The sequence below is a fragment of the Faecalicatena contorta genome (assembly GCF_022835095.1).
In the GTDB taxonomy this organism is placed as follows: Bacteria; Bacillota; Clostridia; order Lachnospirales; family Lachnospiraceae; genus Faecalicatena; species Faecalicatena contorta.
This window is the reverse complement of sequence record NZ_BQNQ01000001.1, coordinates 422,193-442,192: the sequence shown is the minus strand read 5'-3', so window position 1 is coordinate 442,192 and position 20,000 is coordinate 422,193. Positions and strand designations below refer to the sequence as shown.

The window sequence follows — 20,000 nt, the reverse complement described above, 5'->3', positions numbered from 1 at the left end:
CGTTTTTAATTTATTCTGCTGAAGATTTGATTTTTTCCCAGTTCGGCACGTCTGTATTAAATGGAACTTTTAAGGAACCGTCCTTAATCTGTTCTTCCAGTTTCTGTGCTTCTTCAATCGCTGCTTTCATCACATCTTTATACTCGTCGTTACTGTCTGCAAATCTGTTGAAGGAATCCCAGTCCATAAAGTAACCACCGTTTGTCAGGTCACGGATTCCGTGCTCTCCGCCAGGATATTCTCCATTCTGCAGCATTTCGATTGCTTTATATACGGTGTCGCCAAATCCAATGCCTTCAATACCATAAAAGCCATCGTATGTGTCATAGTAATCGCTGATCTCACCTGCACACAGGATACCGGCCTCTTTACATGCCTCAACCACGCCTGCATTAGAAGCGCCTGAGTCTGTCTGAATGACATCGCAGCCTTTTGAGATCATAGCACTTGTTACTTCTTTTGCTTTTGCCGGATCTTCATAGCTTCCAACATAAGAAAATTCAACAGTGGCATCCGGATTGGCCGCCTTCACGCCCATCATAAAACCGTTGCCTTCCGCATTCGGCGTTGGCTCCTCCGCGCCTACAACAAAACCTACATGATTTGCTTTTGTCAATTTTCCGGCAATATAGCCGCCAAGGTAGAACGCTCCTTCGCCGTGGAACTCCGTATCCCATACATTTTCATACTTATCACTGCCGTCATTGATAGTCTGGAAGATTGCCGCATACTTGGTATCCGGATATTCCTTTGAAACAAGCTTTGTAGCGTCTGTCATGTAACCGTATGTGGTTACGATCAAGTCATATCCGGCCTTGGACATTGCCCGCACATCTTCCTCAAATTTAGAAGCCTCAGCAGACTCCAGCTTTTTAATCTCAACCCCAAAATCTTCCGCCGCCTGATCCGCGCCTTTTGCAAGGTCATCCATGGAAGCCTTATCTCCGAACTTCTGGTTTACAACAAGCGCAACCTTTAACTGCTTCTCTCCTCCATCCTCTTTCCCATCTGCGGCCGCAGGTTCGTTTTTCTTTCCGCATCCTGCCACTAGTCCAACCACCATCACTGCTGCCAGCATAACTGCCAATACTCGTTTTTTCATAATATGTTCCTTCCTTTTCTTTTTTCTATGAAGAAAGTGCCCTTCCTATTTTTTCCGAAACTTTCTGCACTTTTTCCATGACATCCTTTACGTCTATTGTCTGCAATACACGATCCGCTACTACCTGCCTTCCGTCCACAAAAACATCCGTTACGTCACGGCCTGTTGCATTATAGATAAGAGCGGATGTTACCGTCTCCATTTCCCCCAAAAGCATCGGCTGCATATGGGGAGCTCTTGTCTCGATTAGAATAAAATCTGCCTTCTTCCCTGCTTCGATAGTTCCATAGTCGTTTTCCAGTCCAAAACACTTCGCCCCGTTGATTGTCGCCATATCCAGAATATCCGTCTTCTTCAAACTGCGGATTCCTTTATGGATCGTATGGAGCAGCGACATCCCTTTCATTTCCCGGAAAATGTCGTTGGAGTTGTTCCACATAGCCCCGTCTGTCCCCAGGCATACAGTAACTCCCTGCTTAACCATCTCTGGGATTGGCGCGATGCCGTCCTGGATCTTCATCTCGCACAGCGGCGTATTCACAACTTTTGTATCCGTCTGTGCAAGCTGCTGCACCTCGTCTTCGGAGGCGTATACTACGTGGGAGCCGATGACGCCCGGATTCAGTAGCCGGTTCTGATGCAGATATGCAATCGCCGGCACATGGTACTTCTTTTTTACAATATCCTGCCGCCATGTATTCTCCGCTAAATGGCAGGTAAGCAATATCTTATGCCGCTCTGCGATTGCCTGAATCCTTTTCAGCCTCTCCGTATCGTAATCCTCTTCCGAAATCCCACCCAGTACAGGAACCAAACCATTCTCTCTGCACACTCTGATAAACTCTGTAAGAAATTGTTCTGATATAAATGCATCCGGTCTCTGAAAATCTACCCGGACGTCCTCCGCCAGAGCGCCTCTGATACCAACCTCCTTCATCGCCCGGACAGAGTCTTCTCCCAGCCCCCAGTACATATTTTCCATTATAAATGTGGTACCGGAAAGCAGCGCCTCACAATAGGTTAGCTGCCGGGAATAGAACCTGTCCTCGTCGTCAATCAGGGTATAAAACCACCCGGTATCAGCAAACTTATGGTTTTGTTCCAGCAAAGTCAAATCATCCCCCAGCCCGCGCGCCAGTGTCATGTCCCCGTGGCAGTGCCCGTTGACAAGTCCGGGCATCAGGATCTTTCCATCGGCATCCAGCCAGACCTCACAGTCTTCCTTTTTTAGTTTTCCTTCCATAACGGCCGCAATCCGGTCCCCGGACACGCCTACCGAACCGATAAACGGCCGGTACCGGTTGTGTGCCGAGACGATGACTGCCCCGCTGATACCTATTTCATACTTCATATACCCACCTTACTGTGCCATTTTGTAAATCACTTCTACATCATCGGCATTCAGAGCCTTCAAACCACCGATATTGCCGAACCTGCATGCGTCTTCTGCCATCTTCCGGAACTTCTCATCGCTCTCGACTCCGATTTCCTTTAATGTCACGGGAGCGCCCATAGACTGGAAAAATTCCTTCAATCTTCGTATTCCCTCCAAAGCGGTCTTCTCCTGGTCATAGAAATCTATCTCAACGTCAAACACGCGGTTCGCAAACTGTACGAATCTCGGAAGATTCTCTTTGTATACGTACTTCGCCCAACATGGAAATAACACGGAAAGGGTCGAGCCATGTACCGCATTATACTGCGCGCTCAGCTGTGCGCCGATCGTATGCGTCGCCCAGTCCTGATTCCTTCCGGCTGCAAGAAGCCCGTTGTGTGCTACAATAGCCGTCCACATGAACTCAGCCCTCGCATTGTAATCATCCAGGTTCTCCATCAACGCCCTGGCATTGACTAAGATTGCCTTCATAACACCTTCGCACATATAGTCTGTCAGATGCACATCCACAGAACTTGAAAAATACCGCTCCAGTACATGGGAGAACATATCGATAATGCCAAATACGGTCTGTCTCTTCGGTATCGTCAGTGTCAGATCGGGATTCATTAAGGTGAATGCCGGCCTTAAAAAATCTGCCATGACATCCGCGCTCTCGCCTGTCTCCGGATTATTCAGCACGCTGCCGTTACTGCCTTCGCTTCCTGTCGCCGGAAGTGTCATAACCGTGCCCACAGGAAGCGCATCAACCGGAACGGCCTTCTTGCTGTAAAAGTCCCACACATCACCGTCATATTTTGCCCCCAGGGCAACTGCCTTAGCCGTATCAATGACACTGCCGCCCCCGACTGCCAGCACACAGCCGATCTGATGCTCCTTACAAAGCGCTGCACCCGCCCGGACAAGGCCGACCTTTGGATTCGGTTCTACCCCGGGCAGCTCATAATACGTCACCTGCGCCGCCTCCAGAGCCTTGATAATCCTTGCGTGGAGCCCGGACTTATACATGTAATCATCCCCGTAATGGACAAATAACACTTGATCAGATATCTTCTTAACTTCCTGCCCGCAAAGCTGGTCTGCATCCTTATCCAGAATAAACTTTGTCGGTGACATAAATTCAAAACTATCCATATATCCTACCTTCCCTTTCAATCTCCTTCAGAAAAGAGGTACCCGCCTCAAACTCATAGCCAAAATATTCTGCAACGGTCGCCGCAATGTCTGAAAATGTACTCCTGGTTCCTATATTAATTCCTGCCTTCAGCCGCTTCCCGTATACGACGATCGGAATATACTCTCTTGTATGGTCTGTTCCCGGCGTCGTCGGGTCGCACCCATGATCCGCCGTGATCAGGAGAATATCGTCTTCCTTCAGAAGACTGGCCATCTCAGGTACAAATGTATCGAAGTACTCCAGCGCCTCGGCATATCCCTGCGGGTTATTGCGGTGTCCGTACAGCATGTCAAAATCAACCAGATTCACAAATAAAAGTCCGTCAAATCCTGTCTTCAGATAAGACAGGGCAGCCTGTATGCCTTCTCTGTTATTCTTCGTGTGATTGATTTCTGTCAGGCCGCGCCTGTTGAAAATATCTTCAATCTTCCCGACGCCGATCACCTCTTTCCCTTTCTCATGCAGGAGATCCAAAACTGTATATCCCGGCGGGTCTACGGAAAAGTCTTTCCTGTTTTCCGTGCGGTAATAGCTGCCGCTTTCCCCCGTAAACGGCCTGCAGATCACACGGCTTACCGTGTCATCCCCTGTAAGGAGCATCCTGGCAATCCGGCAGATCTCATACTGCCTCTCTAAAGGGATGATACTTTCGTGCATCGCAATCTGCATCAGGCTGTCCGCAGACAGGTAAACGATCGGATACCCGGTCTTTACATGCTCATCTCCCAGTACTTTGATGATCTCGGTACCGGACGCCGGATAATTCCCTATCACCTTCGTCCCAATCCGCCGCTCCAGCTCCTCGATAATCCGCGGCGGAAAGGATTCCCCAAATACTTTGAACGGCGTCTTCACTGTCAGTCCGGCAATCTCGAAATGTCCATTCGTTGTATCCTTTGCCTTTCCCAGCTCTGCAGCTTTTCCGAAACACCCTTTGGGAGCTCTGACCCCAGTAAGTCCTGTGCCCTGGATATTGTATAGCCCAAGCTGCTTTAGATTCGGGATATTCAGCCCTTCTCTGTACTCGTCCACATGCCTCAGCGTATTGGTTCCTGTGTCTCCGAACTCTGCTGCATCCGGAAGCTCACCGACCCCTACGCTGTCCAGCACGATAATTGTAAAACCTGGCATGGCTTCCTCCTATTCTTTCACTTCATCCAGAAGACCCGGGCCATTGCCTTCTTCCCAGGCAAACACTTCCCATACATTTCCTTCAAAATCCTGAAAATAAGCCGCTCTGGAGCCAAAACCGTAGGTAGTCGGTTCCTTGATGCAGTTTACCCCGTTGCCAATCAATTCTTCCGCTATATCGTCTACATCCTGCAGAGCCGGAACCTTCACAGCCATCATAAAATGATGTCCATCTCCATCAATATAGGTATGATCCACTACTTCGCAGAGCCCCTTTTTATCCCAGAGCGTCACTGCCGTCCCATGGAATTCAAATTCCGCGTAATTGGCGTGCTCCGGGTCTGGCTGTAGTCTCTTAACTTTGAACCCGAACTTTTCTGTATAGAATTTAAGAGCTCCCTGAAAGTCTTTTACAAATAAGCAGATATCATTTAACTTTGTTAACATTTCCAACTTGCTCATGTTCCTGATACACCTCCATCCATGTAACAGTTCAGATTTGCCTGGACTGTTACCCATTCATTCCTTTCTTTTCCAGTATCTGCCCGGAATCAGGAACAGATACGCCGCAAATTTTACCTTCCAGCCATTTCCGAAACAAAACGCTCATCCAGCCGGACAGCAGCCCGAATGTACAGTATAAAAGTACAATCCCTGCGGACTGCCACATCTTGATGCCTTCAACATAGCTGTTAATTCCGAAAAAGGCACCCGCCCCGACAAAGAACACGGCAACATTACTGATACACCACGGGGCAAATTCAAAATACATCATAAAGGGAACCACAAGCAGCGCCACAAGCGGTACCGTCAAAAGCTTCAGATCCGGTAAAACAGCCGACATTCCAATCATAATCACTGCAAATAGAATCCCCAGGATATACCCGCAAAACCCCTTTACGGCTCCTTTCACACTGCTTCCCAGCAGAAAGTACACCGCCCAGCCCTGAAACGCTATAAACACAAATCCGCTGTGGCCGCCGGATACGAGATGCGTACCGATCAGCTGATCCACCAGCTGAAGCAGAAAAGACTGGATTCCCACAAAAATCGCAAATATAAGATACTGGCTTTTCTTCATCTCTCCTCCTGCTCGCTTTTTAACGCAATCCTGACTATTGCCTCCCGGCGTAGGCAGCGGATGCTGTATAGTGGCGTATTTACGCCGGGAGTGGCAAAAAAGAGGCGCCTGAGTCTGCCCCTGGTGCCTCTTCAATAAACTACTTCTCACCATTCGCAGCGTTCATGAATCTTCTCTGATATGTAATAATTTGCGGTGCCGATGTATTTTGTGCTAAGTAACTTGGTTCTGTCGTAATTACAATCCTGTCCGTCATATCTTTGAACTCATCTTCTGTCATCAGTTTGTCCAGCTCCGGATACATTCTGGAACCTTCGATACTGCAGATGATCAGCCTGGTGTCCTCCAGATTAGAATTCCGAAGCATCCGTAAGTTATGCCTTACGCCGTCCATGCCGTCGAATCCTTCGCGTTCGTTGATCTTTCTATATTCAACTGTCTCTCTTGCCACCTTTTCAACCAGACGCAGATCCACATCCTGGTCATTCTTTGAGAGGAAATCCCATTCGATCATAAAGCTGCGCAGGGCCTGCAGAAATCTATCGTCATATGTAGTCTGGTATGCATTCAGAAGCCCATTAATATAAGTTGTAACACCAAAGCGCTGGCGTACAAAACTATTGATAAAATATGGCTTTGCCTGCAATGCCATACCCGTCTGCCAAGGTTCAAACATCAACGTATAATTTACTCTGAACCCATGTTCCTTCATCTTCAGCGCTAGGTTGTGCCCGTAAAGATAATCCTTCGTAGCAGCCTGATTCCAGCGTGTAGAAAGCTTCTTGTCACCTGCGAGCAGCTCGCCTACATTGTCTGCATTTACCGGGCCTGTATGGGGAATCTTGAGTACCATCCGGTAATCCGAGAACATCTCTCTGAATTCCTCTGCCTCCTCAAGTATCTGTTCAAAATCGGCAAATGGATTGTTTACCTCAACACTGATGTCACAACCTGGTCCGAGAATATCAGCGATCTCACTCATGACTTCGTTCCTGGTCTTAAACTTATGCCCCACATTTGCCTGTGGATTATTGATGAACAGGTCGTAGATAATCCCCGGATTGCAGGTCAGGTTCCCGATGAGGTGTTTGATCGGCTCGACTTCATACGGATTGGCTGTATCTGCAGAATAAATGAACTTGGTCGGTCTTTTTAATCCATTTTTATCATACGATATATTCCGGACCAAATCTATCTCCAATATCTGGTTCTCTTTCATATTATATTCGATCTTGAAACCGGCCGGCGTCTCGCCTTCCGGAACCTTGAATAAGTCTATGACATCCCTGAACCTGTCGCTTACACCAATATAACGTATTCTTTTCAGCAGGAATTCATATTCCTCAAGACTGATATTCTGATGAAGCGCTCTTCTGACATAGCCTTCATCATTTGATACGATCTGAATCTCTCCTCCCACGAGAGAGGCCAAACTGTAATTCACTGTCTGCATAACACCCTCCACTATTTCAATTCTTCCAGATATTTGCTGTATTCTTCGACAAGCTTGCCTGCACTTCTTGTCCCTACCAGGCTGACACCCATATGTTCAAACATGTGAAGGACTGCCGGCATGGTAAATGTTCTCGGTACCCCGGAAACTTTAATCTTTGTATTCCCGGAAAGATTCGCTTTCATGATCTTAACCTGATCCAAAGTCGGGAATGCCTGTGATCCGGTAGCCGTCTTTACATATGTAACGCCACACTCACAGCAAATCCTTGTCAGCTCTGCAATCTCTTCGTCAGTCAAAAATCCGACTTCGAAGATCAGCTTTGTATCGCAGCCCTCGCCGCAGATCCTTACGAACTCGCTGATCTCATGGCGTACAAGTTCATAGTTTTTATCTTTCACAGCTCCGATGTTCACCACCATATCGCATGCAGTACATCCAAGCTTTACCATCTCTTCTAATTCAAATAACTTTGCCTTTGTGCACATCGCGCCATACGGAAAACCAATGACAGCGCTTGGTCCAACATCGCTTCCCTTTAACTCTTCTACAACAAGTTCTCCCCAGCAGGAGTTCACGTTCACCGCATTTACATGATACTTCTTAGCAATATTACATGCCTCGATGATATCTTCCTTCTGTAAATTCGGCGCCAGATATGCTAAGTCTAAATGCTTTGCAAATTCGTTCACTGTCAACATTGTAAATCCTCCTAATAATCCACTTTTCCTTGCTATTATATTGATGCGCATTTTCAATATATTGTTTGTTACAATGTTAATATATCACCCTTATTTTGTTTTGTCAATAACATTTGTTAGTTTTATTTCACTTAATTTTCGCTTTTTCTCATTAATAATGATCTTATTTTAACATTTATTCGAATAATTTGTTTAATATATAACATTTTTGCTATTAAGTAAAATAGGGTTTGACTTGCGAAACTCGCGTCTCCTGGCGGTCGCATCGCGGCATGTGCATCCTCTCGGAGGGTTTTTATGATATAGGAAATTCCAGAGAATTTTCCTATATCACAAAAAAGCACTCCTCAGATTAACTCTCAGGAGTGCTTTCATTTATTTTGTTCAATATTCAGCCTTTTCCAAACGGGGAATTATTTCTTTTAGTACAGCTTCGCTCCTGCCGGAATTTTGTCATCTACCATCAGTAAATTCAATCCTTCGTGACCATCTTCCTCGTGTACTGCTGAGATTAACATTCCGCAGGAATCAATTCCCATCATGGGTCTTGGCGGCAGGTTTGTGATTGCGATACAAGTCTTTCCTACCAGCTCTTCCGGCTCATAATATTCGTGAATTCCGCTTAAAATCACGCGTTCTTTGTCTGTTCCGTCATTCAGGACGAACTTCAGAAGCTTCTTGCTCTTCGGTACAGCTTCACAGGATATTACCTTTACAGCTCTGTAATCAGACTTTGCAAATGTCTCAAAATCCACAAATTCTTCAAACAGAGGCTCGATTGTTTGTTTAGCGAAATACTCGTCAAAATTGATAAGCTCTGACTTCTTCAAATCCTTAGTAGCTTCTGCATAAATCTGCATCGTAGTTTCTGCATCTGCATGTCCCAGAATATCCTGCATAGCTTTAATGTTTACACCTGCTTCACACATTCTGGTTGTAAAAGTATGTCTCAAAGAATGATTGCTAAATTTTGGAAGAATAACTGCATTATCTCGGTGATCTTTATCAAGTACCTCGAAATTGCAGTCTCTAATAATTCTCCTTAGAGCTTTATTAAGTGTGCCTTGATGCTGAACATTACCAAAACGATTTACAAATATAAAATCTCGATAACCATCAACAACAGCTTCACTCTTAATTCCACATTCTTCTTGATATTCCCTCTCCATGAGGAAAGCTTCTTTTACGATTGGAAGCATCGGAATTGTTCTCTCACCTGCTTTTGTCTTAGTGGTATTGATTGCAAAAATCTGTCCTGCCTCTGTTCTTGTGCAGTAATATACCAATGTATGATTCACATTAATTACTTCTTCCTCTAAATCAATATCACACCATCTAAGCCCTGTGATTTCTCCAACACGCATCCCAGTCCATAACATGATAGTAAAAATAGGATACCATCTATGATACTGCCCCTGCTTGCTGAGAAACTTCTCGAATAGCTCCTGCTCTGGAACTGTTAATGCTCGTCTTTTTTCAACTTCAAAATTCCGAGCTTTCTTTAGTTCTTTTAAGGCGTTGTCAGAAGGATTATATCTAAGATAATCATCCTCAACTCCAAGCTCTAATACTTGATGCAGTACAGTATGAATACTATCGATTGTATTAACCTGTATATTTCTTTCATCCGCCAGATAATTATAAAATCCCCTAACATCTGAACGCTTCAAATCAACGAGCCTGCTCTTGCCAAAATCTGGTTCAACAAACATGGTGTACATGTATTTGTAATTAGAGAATGTATTATCCTTAAGACCTCTCTTAAGCTGTACCCAACTATTATACAAATCATTGATGGTAAGATTATTCTTATCCGCTCTGACACCATCTAAAACATCTCGAAGCACATCCAATTCTTTTTCTCTTAATTCCTCAAGAGTAACTGCACTAATAGAGTGCCGACCGCCTCGCTTGTCTCTCCATTTGAACTCGTAAGTTCCGCTACTTCTCTGGTATTCGCCTTCTTTCAAAACTCTATTTTTATTGTCTTTGCGTCTCTCTACTGCCATATAAAATCTCCTTTCATAACAACAAAGAGAACACGCTCAAGTACATTATAGCCTCAACATGTTCTCATTGTCTATTAAAAGTTACATCTCTATCAAATTAAATTGAATACATCTTTTCTAAGTATTCAGCAAACAGCTTCCGTTTAATAAGACGTTTGTTTCCGCACCAGATAACATAAGGACAATTGTCGCTGTTCGTTAATTCCCTAAGCTTATTCTGACCGATTCCAAAATACATGGATGCTTCCGCAAGTGTTAGGTTTGCTTTTTCCCATAAGGGAATATATTTTTTATCTATAGCAATCACTCCCTTCAATCAAAAGGTAAATCTACATCATCGTCTATCTCAACATATTCATCTCGCTCCAGATACGCTTTTACTGAATCATATTCCTTAATACTTCCATCCTTTGAATAGATTACAACCTTGTGAATTCTTCTAAGGAAAGCTTCCCAAGATTCTCTATCATCCTTCTGTACTTCATAATACTGTTTTTCCAGAGACCAATTTGATATTATATACACCTTGTTATAACAAGCGTATTTATTGGTATATCTGCTCGGAAGTTCGATAGGATATATATCACAGAACAAAAGCATTTCTTTAATTCTTAAAGAAGAACGAAATTCATCAAATGCAATTACTGGCTGTCCATTGTATGAATCAAAAGGATGCAGGTAATCAGTTACACGATATACATTTGAATATCCATTCTTTTCAAGAACACCTCTGGTTTTTCCTGTTCCAGTAGCTCCGCTAATGTAAACCACTTCTAAATCCAGTCTGACTGTCTCTTTATATTTTTCTGTTAATAATGTCGTTCTCACTTTATCTATCTTATCAATTTGAAGAATATAGTCTTGATTCTGAGCCAGTATTTCCGCATTAGTCATATTGTCCATTACCATCTGGTAAAGCTCCGACATATCACTTCTCTTGCCCTTACTGTCTGGCGGTTGTGTACCATATTCCTCAAATGTTCCTTCAATTATCTTTTCCTGTTTCGACTCGTCTGTTTCCCATTTACCAGTCTTTTTAACATAATTCACATTATCAGATACTGAACCTTTGCATTTCTCAATATGTGCTTCCTCAAAATAACGCTTAACCATACTGAATCTAACTCTGGATGCAAATACTACAAATATATGCGTGTGATAACAGCTTCCCTGCTCATCTGCCATGCAGATATATACAAGTGTTTTGAAGTTTCCGCGCATCACCTCTAATATGTGTTCATGCGTCCATCCTTTTTCCTCTGGAGCGTTAATCGTAAGCTGATACATAAAGCTCTGAGTATCTTTAATTGCTATCGCCTCCTGTTCATTATGTGCAGCCTTGCGAACAGGCTACAAAGCCTGTAAATACAAGGAGTGCACATGTTTGTGCAGGTTTGGGTAATACTAAACCAAACCTGTTGCGGATGGCTTGTGGCTTCGCCACCGCCACCGCTTCTGGTTATCTTGTTAATGCATCAATGCATATTGCCTTCATTTTTTCTTCATCTCTTATCACAGGCACTTTTATAAACTTAAGTTCCGAACCCTGCCACAACATAACACCTTCGCCAGTATGAAATTCTCGATTGCCTACCTTATCTATCAGCTCCTTCGGCATGAGCATTGAGTATATGCTCTCTAAGGTCGCACCTACTATGATGATCACGCCAAAATTGAGTCTTGAACCAGTTGGAAAAGCTGAGGCATCTGGGCGCTGGCAGGCAATCACTAATCTTACCGCTAACGAGCGTCCGAGCATAAGGATTTCTGAAACCTTATGCATAACTACTTCCGCTTTCTTTTTTTCTGTTCCAAGAAGTGCCAAAATGTTAGCCATATATTCATCCCATACAAGTGTCACATAATGCCTTGATGTATCTTCTCCACGTTGACGCTTATGCATGATTTCATATACCTCTTCAAGAGCCTCTATGGTTTTATCATAAGGATAATATCGAGGACAGCCTCGAAGATGAGTAAAACTATCATCCTGCTTAAAATCTGCAAAATACACCACCGAATCTTCGCCCCCATGTAAACAAATTCGAGCAAAATACTGATTTGTCAAATAGCTTTTACCAGAACCACTCATGCCACATATAAGCGTCTGGGAGTTATTCTTAGTGGATGCATCCACAGTTACAGGTACTCTATTACCAAATCCATACCATGCATCATAATCATAGCCTATAAGCAATTCCTTAGAAGGTATCATCATACAACACACCTCGTTCCTTTGGATTCCTGCCCTTAGCCGATTCAAAATAGATATGGTTACCTTTATCCTTTTTCCTACCACCATAAGTAATATCACCTATAAGATGCACATCCAGTCTGTCACAGATAGCTTCCTTCTTTTCCTGCCATCGTTCCATCGGAATAGTAGTATAGAATTCTCTTTTAATAACTCCCGATTTTCTATCTTTTTTCTTAGATATTAATATTGGCGGTTGATTTTTCACATCTCGTTTATCACCAAATACAAGCTCCATATCGGCTTCATCTTTGATAGCAAAACAGAAACCTATAAACTGTACTATTCCGATTGCGCATATAATTGGAAATATAATCATTATTGCTGTCATGCATGCTGAGAATATAGATTCAAACACAGGAACTACTTCCACATTGGCAATATACTCTTTCTCAGCTATTACCAAAAACACAACTCCAATTCCAAACAGCAACCATATAAGATTCAATATTGGATAATTCCATAACTGCTGAATTCCCAATAAAAGTCTATACTTCTGTTTTTTCCTGTTATGCCTCTGTTCATTAAACTGCTTATTATCCATATATCTCCTTTCTTAACAAGCAAGGGAATGGAATATCCACTCCCCCCAAGAAAATATACTTAGCAACCATAATCCAAATGAAATTCTTTCGACATAAATGCATTTAACTTCTCATGTAAATCGCATATATGGTGATATTTCCTAAATATGATGCATTCAAGCGAGCGGTCGCTATCAACAACAAAATGATTATCTTCATTGTACGAACCATACTGCTCATCCTTTTCTATAAATGACCAATAGTCTGAGTCATATACCATAGGGCGAATTGTATTATTTGCATATTCAGTAATCTTTTTATTCATTTCATCTGGGAGCTGATTACTATACTGTCTTAATTCAAACAGCTTGTTACTCTGATAAGCTCTATCTTCATATCCTTTCAGAGCTTCAACCATGAGGATATGACATTCAATAAGCTTTGTTTCAATTTCTTTATTCATTATTGTGTTCTCCTTAATAGACAAGCATCGGGAGGAATATTTCCTCCCTTTGCGTCATCTGTTTACATAATGTCAGTAGAGTTTCTTTATAAATTATGCCAAACTAATTTTTACAAGTTTTCCTTTATGATTAAACTCAACATCTACCTTTTTATTTAATTCCATGCCCTTAGGTAAAGCGATACTTCTAGGAACAAATAATTTGAGTGCCTCTAAACCTTCAACATTAGGATTCTGTGTGAGTAAGTATAAGTTTGTACCTTCTATGTGATTACCTTCTTTGGTATCAAATGACATTTCTGATATTCCAACGAACTGCATTAACATAGTTGTGCGCCTCCTTTCTTTTATCAGCTTATCCATGGTTGCTGACCTATTGTCTTGCGCTCTTGACAATATTTATTTTACGCTATAATATGTCACATATAAATACCAAGCATACACCATATCGTATTTTATAGAAGGAGGAATATGTCACTTATGTATGACAAAAATGTATTTTCAACCCAATTAAAAAATTTGCGAGAATCTCGTTGGAAACAATATAAGAATAATCAGGACAAACGGAACAATCCTTATGAAAAATATGCTTACTGCAAATCACAAGATACTCTATCAGAAAAACTGAATGTTGAGCGCAGAACTTATGGAAAATGGGAAAACGGAACAACAATTCCTACAATTGACAAGGTGGCAGATATTTGTAATGTCTTAGATTGTAATATTGATTACTTATTAGGGGCAGAAGAACTCATTGGATTCACACCTTCCGCAATTGCTTCTCACTACTCCACAATCAACATTGATATAATAAATAAAGCCATGAGTGATGATAATTATAGAGATTTTCTCAATTATTTTATGCATCCAGATAATTGTTATGCGCTTGTCAATTCGACCACTCTTAATGCATGGAAAGATTTTCTTGCGAATAGTGAAGTTGACAACCTAAATGACCCTCTGAAAGCCTTGCTGTCAGATATATTTCAAGGTTATCAAGCATTCACACCATTAAGCCAATATGACAAAACATCCCTAAAAGAATATCTTATCTCTGCATTACCTCACGATAAGTTTTCTTTTGCAATCAAAAAAATGGATGAATGCATCAATATAAACACCTGCTTATCTGCAAATATATTAAATAAACTCGGTATAGTTACTGATAATCCTCAGAACTATCAAATTCTAATTGATTATCTTGTTAATTACTGTTTTAATGTTCTTCTTACGAAAGAAAAAATAGATATTCAAAAAGAGAAAATCGGACAACTTTTTGTTCATATGCTAGAGAAATATCTTGAAAAATAAGAATAAAAAAGAAATGGAACTGATTTATTTCAGATCCATTTCCGCTTTTTTTGCAGTTCCATTTCCTTTTTCAATTAAACCTGTAAGCCATCCTTTATTCTTTTTTTGCATAGCTCGTAATAGTTATCATTTTTTTCTATTCCAATCGAACCAACCCCATATTTGTTAGCAACAATTGACGTTGTACCACTTCCAAGAAAAGGGTCTAACACAACATCCTCCTTTTCCATATGTTGTATAATGATTTCTGGTATATCGCTAGGATATGGTGCATCATGTCCTAATATATTTCTCCCTCTAACCATTTTTACCACTGGTCTAATGTTTTTTATTTGAGATACTATTTCTGAGTATTTTTTATTGGGCTTCCCTTTTGAAAGTATCAACACATGCTCCCAGCAATTCAACGGCGCTTGATAATATGGTGTTAAATTTCCTTGATTAAAGCTTCTGTTCCCCTGTATCTCACCCTTATCCCATATTATATTTCCAATCACTTCAAAACCTATGCGTTGAAAGATATCTATCATATACGCCCCTAATATCATACGTTTATCTCCCATTGCTGAAAGAGAGATATTATTCTCGTTGTCAAAGTAATCAAAAATATTAAACAGGTAAACTGCCCCTTCTTTCATGACTCTATATATTTCTCTTGAAATATTGTACATATCGTATAGATAGCAATATATATTTCCCCATTGAGAATAAGTTTTTGCATTATAGTAAGGTGGTGATGTTACCGCCCCATCTATACTTGATTCAGGAAGGGAACGTAGTACATCATACGAATCACCAAAAAATACATCCGCTTTTCCTATTTTGCTCTTTTTATATTCTCCTATAATTCTGTTATCGTCCTGAATATATCTGTAGAAATATGAAGAATCCATAAATGTTTTTCTAATATCAATCTGACAGTCCTTAATCTCATGATAGTTTATCTTTCGACTTAAAAAGCTTTTGCTTCGCTTTTTTTCATTTGTGTAAACATCCACTTCATCACCGACACAGCTATAATGTCGAACTGCCATTTCAAATATCTCTGTCTCCGGACAAGTTTTTATACAATCCAGATGCCATTTTGCTATTGATTGCTCAGGTATATAATTCTCTTCATTCTGTAATTGCTTTTGTCTATACAGCGACATAAATGCGTACCGTTTTCCCCTATTGTACTTACTTCTATCAGGGCACAGCGGATTTTCACATTCCCAGCTTCTAACATTAAGTATCGGGTATGAATTCCCCTGAATATTCTTTGAATAGCATGCAGGACAGTTTACTATTCTTTCATCTCTTTTATTTTTTTCAAATATTAAAAGTAATGAATACTCTTTATCTTCACCAATTACAAAACAATCCTTAAACACAAAGCCTTGAAATGCGACATCAAACTCAGCATTATATGGCACTAAAGATTCAATGTAATCCTTTGTTATATCACCTATCTTTTTCCATCGAAAATAGGCTCTATCTATCTTTTCTTTAATATGCTTCTCAGAATATAAGATAATATCAGCGTATAATTTCCATTGTTTTCCATTGTCCTTTTTTATATTTGGTATATAAACTATCATATCACAATGATTATTCAGATTGTTATATGCTTCTTTTATTGTTCCCAAGAGTTTATTACATCCGCATATATAATCTTCCTCCATCAAGGGATGTGTTGCGTCTATGAATACCATTGCGTGATTTCTCTGACACATATCAGGATATTTTGCGCCAATAAAATCATAAAAGTCTTCCCTAACGTCTTCCCCAGAAAAAAATTCTCTTGAAATATTCCAATCAAACAAATTAAAACAATATCTTGAGAAAATGGATGCAATTACATCGTTGCATTTTTTATCCGTTTGAATCAGATATCCCAATTCCTTAAATGTTAATTCTTCGTCAACCGGGTTAAAATGCTTTAAAAACAATTCATCCTCTATATTATTCTCTCTTAGGAATTTGCCAAATGCTTTTTTTTCTCCCTTATCTAATAATTCTCTAATCACCAATTTTTGCTTATAATTGAATTTCACATTAATCTTAAATGCATAATCTAAAACGCCCTGATATGCTGATGCATTCAAATCCAACTTATTATTTACCGCTTCTATGAATGTCATTTTATAATCCTTAGTTTTGTTTTTCCCTTTGGTTTTTGAATAGGCTACCAACTGACTTAATGCTTCTACCTGTTTTTCTTCTGGCGTCCATTTTATTCCTAATAATTCTACAAATTTATCGATTATATCCTTTTTCATGATTTTCTCCTTTATCAATATCCCCAGCCATTATACCTATTATAGGTTGAATAGTCAATATTCTAATTTGGAATAATTATAGTGTATGAATAAAATATATGTTGGAGGTGTTTTTATGAGTGTAATATATGAACCTGAATATCGTATTCTCATCCAATGCCTGAAAGATTTCCGTACTCAGTCAAAAATGACTCAACAAGAATTAGCCTACGCTTTAAATTGTAGTCAATCCTATGTTTGCAAATATGAACAATGCCAAAAGCGTCTTGATTTCATTGAAGTTCGAAATATCTGTTTAGCATTAGGTGTTAGTTTACCTGAATTTATTAAAGAATATGAAGAACGTATAGCTTTAGGAGGTATTAAACAATGACAGACTACGACAAAATTAAATCTTTTCCAGAATCCGACAGGGAATGGACAGAAGAACAATGGAAGTATATGCTTGACTATCTCGTTGATATTGGTATGGTAAAATATAGTGAGATAGCATCGCTTGTCTTAGGACACCTTAATCCATCTCAGGTTGGTACTTCCGTAGCAAGCAACAAATCCTTCCAATCTCACTATCCACCAAGAAAATGTTGGGAAGCTGTTAGGCAATGGCATTTCGACCAAACTGGAAAATGTGCAGATTGTGGCACTCGTTTAGAATTGCAAGCAGACCACATTATTCCAAAAGAAGAATTAGGCGATGCCGCTAATACACTTGATAATATGACTCTCAGATGTAGAAGATGCAATGTAATTAAACGACCTTCTCACAAACATGGTGGAGAGACATTTCTTACTGCTGAAGCCGCTTTAATGTGGATTCTGTTTACAAGACGCCCTGATACCTATCAAGAATTCATGACATTGTGTAGAGAGTATGGTCTTACTATGGCGAGTGTACGCTTTGAAGAATCATGGGCTATGGCTAAATGGCTAGAAAGAGAAGGCAAATATAACATATCTCCTGATTCCAAATATTGATATTAAAAGAACCCCTTCATTGAGGGGTTCTTTTTACGTGTTCTCTTTATTTGGTCATAAATCAGTCGTAATTTTCGACCTTGCCTACCTGTAACTACTAATATTACGTCATTCCTTACGACAACAATTTCATTGTCCATACATTGTGAACTTCTATAGTACTCCTTAGTACAACTTCGCCCCTGCTGGAATGTGGTCATCCACCATCAGAAGATGCAATTCTTCATCCTCTGAATCTTTAAGATTATTTACTGCTGAAAGTAACATACCACAGGATTCAATTCCCATCATTGCTCTAGGCGGAAGGTTTGTAATAGCAATAAGTGTCTTTCCAACTAACTCTTCTGGTTCATAATATGCATGAATACCAGAAAGGATTGTTCTATCAACACCTGTACCATCATCTAGAGTAAACTGTAAAAGCTTTTTGCTCTTTGGTACTGCTACACATTCCTTAACCTTAACTGCTCTAAAATCTGATTTTGAGAATGTATCAAAATCAACTGTTTCCTCAAACAATGGTTCAATCTTTACATTTGAGAAATCAATCTTTTCTTCAACGGTCGCAATCTGGTCGCAATTCTCTGTTGAATTACTCTTAGATGCCTTATTTTCCTGCTTATCTGAGCTTAATGACTTCATTGTCGGGAACAGCAGTACATCACGTATAGCCGCCGAATCCGTCAGCAGCATACACATCCTGTCGATCCCGAATCCAATCCCTCCTGTAGGAGGCATCCCGATCTCCAGCGCATTGAGGAAGTCTTCATCCGTCGTATTAGCTTCCTCATCCCCCTGTGCCAGCAGTTCTTCCTGCGCTTTGAATCTTTCTCTCTGATCAATCGGGTCATTCAGCTCGGAATATGCGTTTGCCATCTCCCAGCCATTCATGAAGAATTCGAATCTTTCTACATAGTCCGGATTCTCCGGTTTCTTCTTTGTAAGAGGTGAGATCTCAATCGGGTGATCCATAACAAATGTCGGCTGCACCAGATGCTCCTCTACAAATTCCTCAAAGAACAGGCTCAGGATATCCCCCTTTTTGTGCCTGTCTTCAAACTCTATGCCCTTTTCTTTCGCAAGTGCTTTTGCTTCTTCTGTTGTTTTAATCTCATTAAAATCGATACCGGCGTATTTTTTAACGGCATCAATCATCGTGATTCTCTCGAACGGCTTGCCGAGATCCATCTTAACACCATTATAAACGATTGTTGTTGTGCCCAGGACTTCCTGTGCCACATGACGATAGAGATTCTCTGTCAGATCCATCATGCCATGATAATCTGTATAAGCCTGGTACAGCTCCATCAACGTAAATTCCGGATTGTGTCTTGTATCAAGTCCCTCATTGCGGAAGACTCGTCCAATTTCATAAACACGTTCCATACCGCCTACGATCAGCCTCTTTAAGTACAGTTCAAGAGAGATACGGAGCTTGAAATCCTCATCCAGTGCATTGAAATGTGTCTCGAAGGGCCTTGCCGCAGCGCCTCCGGCATTGCTTACAAGCATCGGCGTTTCCACTTCCATGAAGCCTTCTGTATCCAGGTATCTTCTAATGGAGCTCAGAATTTTCGAACGTTTAATGAATGTATCTTTTACTTCCGGATTCATGATCAGGTCTACATATCTCTGGCGGTAACGGATATCCGTGTTTGTCAGGCCGTGGAACTTCTCCGGCAGTATCTGCAGGCTCTTGGAAAGCAGTTTGACAGAAGCGGCATGGATCGAGATCTCACCTGTCTTTGTCCGGAACACTTCACCCACGATTCCCACTACATCGCCTACATCCATCTTTTTAAATTCTTTATACGCATCCTCGCCTACGCTGTCTCTTGCTACGTATGACTGAATGTTACCCTTGAGATCCTGGACATTGCAGAAGGAAGCTTTCCCCATGACACGCTTGGACATCATCCGGCCTGCGATTGACACGGTTTTGCCCTCCAGCTCCTCGTATTGATCTTTGATCTCCTGGCTATGGTGTGTCTGGTCATATTTCGTGGTTACAAACGGGTCTTTGCCGTTTTTCTGCAGCTCAGCCAGCTTTTCACGGCGGACCTTCCTCAACTGATTCAGGTCTGGCTCCTGTGCATTGTTCTGCTGTGCGTTCTTGTTATTTTTCTGTTCGGACACTGTTTTCTCTCCTTCCTTATATATGC

At 41.1% G+C, this 20,000-nt stretch carries 20 protein-coding genes and 1 pseudogene; 3 read left to right on the top strand and 18 right to left on the bottom strand.

What is annotated here, in order from left to right; translation table 11 throughout:
- Nucleotides 1-10: 10 nt before the first annotated feature.
- The 15 genes from MWG26_RS01980 to MWG26_RS01905 form a co-directional block, all read right to left on the bottom strand.
- Complete coding sequence (locus MWG26_RS01980) at nucleotides 11-1,102, bottom strand: BMP family ABC transporter substrate-binding protein (protein WP_025654452.1); 1,092 nt, start codon at nucleotides 1,100-1,102, stop codon at nucleotides 11-13.
- A 25-nt stretch (nucleotides 1,103-1,127) separates the two neighbouring features.
- Nucleotides 1,128-2,453, bottom strand: a complete 1,326-nt coding sequence (locus MWG26_RS01975; RefSeq protein ID WP_025654451.1) for an amidohydrolase family protein — start codon at nucleotides 2,451-2,453, stop codon at nucleotides 1,128-1,130.
- 9 nt (nucleotides 2,454-2,462) lie between these two features.
- On the bottom strand, nucleotides 2,463-3,632 hold the full coding sequence (locus MWG26_RS01970) for an iron-containing alcohol dehydrogenase (RefSeq protein WP_025654450.1): 1,170 nt from the start codon (nucleotides 3,630-3,632) through the stop codon (nucleotides 2,463-2,465).
- Nucleotides 3,625-4,806: a phosphopentomutase gene (locus tag MWG26_RS01965; protein WP_025654449.1), complete on the bottom strand. Its 1,182-nt coding sequence runs from the start codon at nucleotides 4,804-4,806 to the stop codon at nucleotides 3,625-3,627. The genes MWG26_RS01970 and MWG26_RS01965 overlap by 8 nt, the downstream gene beginning before the upstream one ends.
- A gap of 9 nt (nucleotides 4,807-4,815) precedes the next feature.
- Entirely contained in the window at nucleotides 4,816-5,268 is a 453-nt protein-coding gene (locus MWG26_RS01960) for a VOC family protein (protein ID WP_025654448.1), read from the bottom strand.
- Nucleotides 5,269-5,317: 49 nt separating this feature from the next.
- Nucleotides 5,318-5,887 (bottom strand): DUF1097 domain-containing protein, encoded by a 570-nt coding sequence (locus tag MWG26_RS01955; RefSeq protein WP_025654447.1) that lies wholly within the window; start codon nucleotides 5,885-5,887, stop codon nucleotides 5,318-5,320.
- Between the two features lie 139 nt (nucleotides 5,888-6,026).
- Nucleotides 6,027-7,340 carry a transaldolase family protein gene (locus MWG26_RS01950; protein WP_025654446.1) on the bottom strand — a complete coding sequence of 438 codons (1,314 nt, stop codon included), beginning with the start codon at nucleotides 7,338-7,340 and terminating at the stop codon, nucleotides 6,027-6,029.
- Nucleotides 7,341-7,351: 11 nt separating this feature from the next.
- Nucleotides 7,352-8,041: a deoxyribose-phosphate aldolase gene (gene deoC / locus MWG26_RS01945; RefSeq protein WP_025654445.1), complete on the bottom strand. Its 690-nt coding sequence runs from the start codon at nucleotides 8,039-8,041 to the stop codon at nucleotides 7,352-7,354.
- A 422-nt stretch (nucleotides 8,042-8,463) separates the two neighbouring features.
- Complete coding sequence (locus MWG26_RS01935) at nucleotides 8,464-10,050, bottom strand: tyrosine-type recombinase/integrase (RefSeq protein ID WP_117440987.1); 1,587 nt, start codon at nucleotides 10,048-10,050, stop codon at nucleotides 8,464-8,466.
- 97 nt (nucleotides 10,051-10,147) lie between these two features.
- Nucleotides 10,148-10,357, bottom strand: coding sequence for an excisionase (locus MWG26_RS01930; RefSeq protein WP_330641686.1), 210 nt, complete (start codon nucleotides 10,355-10,357; stop codon nucleotides 10,148-10,150).
- A gap of 5 nt (nucleotides 10,358-10,362) precedes the next feature.
- Entirely contained in the window at nucleotides 10,363-11,337 is a 975-nt protein-coding gene (locus MWG26_RS01925) for a hypothetical protein (RefSeq protein ID WP_117440988.1), read from the bottom strand.
- Between the two features lie 172 nt (nucleotides 11,338-11,509).
- Entirely contained in the window at nucleotides 11,510-12,268 is a 759-nt protein-coding gene (locus MWG26_RS01920) for an ATP-binding protein (protein WP_117440989.1), read from the bottom strand.
- Nucleotides 12,252-12,848, bottom strand: coding sequence for a hypothetical protein (locus MWG26_RS01915; protein ID WP_117440990.1), 597 nt, complete (start codon nucleotides 12,846-12,848; stop codon nucleotides 12,252-12,254). Before MWG26_RS01915 ends, MWG26_RS01920 begins: the two co-directional genes overlap by 17 nt.
- A gap of 59 nt (nucleotides 12,849-12,907) precedes the next feature.
- Entirely contained in the window at nucleotides 12,908-13,291 is a 384-nt protein-coding gene (locus MWG26_RS01910; RefSeq protein WP_117440991.1) for a hypothetical protein, read from the bottom strand.
- A gap of 93 nt (nucleotides 13,292-13,384) precedes the next feature.
- Nucleotides 13,385-13,618: a hypothetical protein gene (locus MWG26_RS01905; protein WP_117440992.1), complete on the bottom strand. Its 234-nt coding sequence runs from the start codon at nucleotides 13,616-13,618 to the stop codon at nucleotides 13,385-13,387.
- 153 nt (nucleotides 13,619-13,771) lie between these two features.
- Between MWG26_RS01905 and MWG26_RS01900 the strand changes: the two genes are divergently transcribed.
- The gene (locus MWG26_RS01900) at nucleotides 13,772-14,602 is read left to right on the top strand and encodes a helix-turn-helix domain-containing protein (protein WP_181969583.1); all 831 of its coding nucleotides are present in this window, start codon (nucleotides 13,772-13,774) and stop codon (nucleotides 14,600-14,602) included.
- Nucleotides 14,603-14,676: 74 nt separating this feature from the next.
- Here the strand turns inward: MWG26_RS01900 and MWG26_RS01895 are convergent, their stop codons facing one another.
- Nucleotides 14,677-16,863 (bottom strand): DNA-methyltransferase, encoded by a 2,187-nt coding sequence (locus tag MWG26_RS01895; protein WP_117440994.1) that lies wholly within the window; start codon nucleotides 16,861-16,863, stop codon nucleotides 14,677-14,679.
- A gap of 115 nt (nucleotides 16,864-16,978) precedes the next feature.
- On the opposite strand from MWG26_RS01895, the gene MWG26_RS01890 reads away from it, so the two are divergent.
- Nucleotides 16,979-17,236 (top strand): helix-turn-helix domain-containing protein, encoded by a 258-nt coding sequence (locus tag MWG26_RS01890; protein WP_181969584.1) that lies wholly within the window; start codon nucleotides 16,979-16,981, stop codon nucleotides 17,234-17,236.
- Nucleotides 17,233-17,604 (top strand): annotated as a pseudogene (locus MWG26_RS23135) (HNH endonuclease); the annotation flags it as partial. The gene MWG26_RS01890 and the pseudogene MWG26_RS23135, both read left to right, overlap by 4 nt.
- Before the next feature lie 101 nt (nucleotides 17,605-17,705).
- Here the strand turns inward: MWG26_RS23135 and MWG26_RS23130 are convergent.
- Together MWG26_RS23130 and lysS are read right to left on the bottom strand one after the other, a co-directional pair.
- Nucleotides 17,706-17,816: a hypothetical protein gene (locus MWG26_RS23130; protein WP_379689817.1), complete on the bottom strand. Its 111-nt coding sequence runs from the start codon at nucleotides 17,814-17,816 to the stop codon at nucleotides 17,706-17,708.
- Nucleotides 17,817-18,003: 187 nt separating this feature from the next.
- The gene (gene lysS, locus MWG26_RS01880) at nucleotides 18,004-19,974 is read right to left on the bottom strand and encodes a lysine--tRNA ligase (protein WP_117440997.1); all 1,971 of its coding nucleotides are present in this window, start codon (nucleotides 19,972-19,974) and stop codon (nucleotides 18,004-18,006) included.
- Nucleotides 19,975-20,000 lie beyond the last annotated feature (26 nt).

What these genes read in the sequence shown, in the direction of transcription:
- MWG26_RS01890 (WP_181969584.1), top strand. Translation starts at nt 16,979, where the DNA reads ATGAGTGTAATATATGAACCTGAATATCGTATTCTCATCCAATGCCTG.
- MWG26_RS01920 (WP_117440989.1), bottom strand. Translation starts at nt 12,268, where the DNA reads ATGATGATACCTTCTAAGGAATTGCTTATAGGCTATGATTATGATGCA.
- MWG26_RS01965 (WP_025654449.1), bottom strand. Translation starts at nt 4,806, where the DNA reads ATGCCAGGTTTTACAATTATCGTGCTGGACAGCGTAGGGGTCGGTGAG.
- MWG26_RS01955 (WP_025654447.1), bottom strand. Translation starts at nt 5,887, where the DNA reads ATGAAGAAAAGCCAGTATCTTATATTTGCGATTTTTGTGGGAATCCAG.
- MWG26_RS23130 (WP_379689817.1), bottom strand. Translation starts at nt 17,816, where the DNA reads ATGTTATATTTGCCTTCTCTTTCTAGCCATTTAGCCATAGCCCATGAT.
- MWG26_RS01925 (WP_117440988.1), bottom strand. Translation starts at nt 11,337, where the DNA reads ATGTATCAGCTTACGATTAACGCTCCAGAGGAAAAAGGATGGACGCAT.
- MWG26_RS01975 (WP_025654451.1), bottom strand. Translation starts at nt 2,453, where the DNA reads ATGAAGTATGAAATAGGTATCAGCGGGGCAGTCATCGTCTCGGCACAC.
- MWG26_RS01950 (WP_025654446.1), bottom strand. Translation starts at nt 7,340, where the DNA reads ATGCAGACAGTGAATTACAGTTTGGCCTCTCTCGTGGGAGGAGAGATT.
- MWG26_RS01910 (WP_117440991.1), bottom strand. Translation starts at nt 13,291, where the DNA reads ATGAATAAAGAAATTGAAACAAAGCTTATTGAATGTCATATCCTCATG.
- MWG26_RS01960 (WP_025654448.1), bottom strand. Translation starts at nt 5,268, where the DNA reads ATGAGCAAGTTGGAAATGTTAACAAAGTTAAATGATATCTGCTTATTT.
- MWG26_RS01915 (WP_117440990.1), bottom strand. Translation starts at nt 12,848, where the DNA reads ATGGATAATAAGCAGTTTAATGAACAGAGGCATAACAGGAAAAAACAG.
- MWG26_RS01980 (WP_025654452.1), bottom strand. Translation starts at nt 1,102, where the DNA reads ATGAAAAAACGAGTATTGGCAGTTATGCTGGCAGCAGTGATGGTGGTT.
- MWG26_RS01900 (WP_181969583.1), top strand. Translation starts at nt 13,772, where the DNA reads ATGTATGACAAAAATGTATTTTCAACCCAATTAAAAAATTTGCGAGAA.
- MWG26_RS01935 (WP_117440987.1), bottom strand. Translation starts at nt 10,050, where the DNA reads ATGGCAGTAGAGAGACGCAAAGACAATAAAAATAGAGTTTTGAAAGAA.
- MWG26_RS01905 (WP_117440992.1), bottom strand. Translation starts at nt 13,618, where the DNA reads ATGTTAATGCAGTTCGTTGGAATATCAGAAATGTCATTTGATACCAAA.
- MWG26_RS01970 (WP_025654450.1), bottom strand. Translation starts at nt 3,632, where the DNA reads ATGGATAGTTTTGAATTTATGTCACCGACAAAGTTTATTCTGGATAAG.
- deoC (WP_025654445.1), bottom strand. Translation starts at nt 8,041, where the DNA reads ATGTTGACAGTGAACGAATTTGCAAAGCATTTAGACTTAGCATATCTG.
- MWG26_RS01895 (WP_117440994.1), bottom strand. Translation starts at nt 16,863, where the DNA reads ATGAAAAAGGATATAATCGATAAATTTGTAGAATTATTAGGAATAAAA.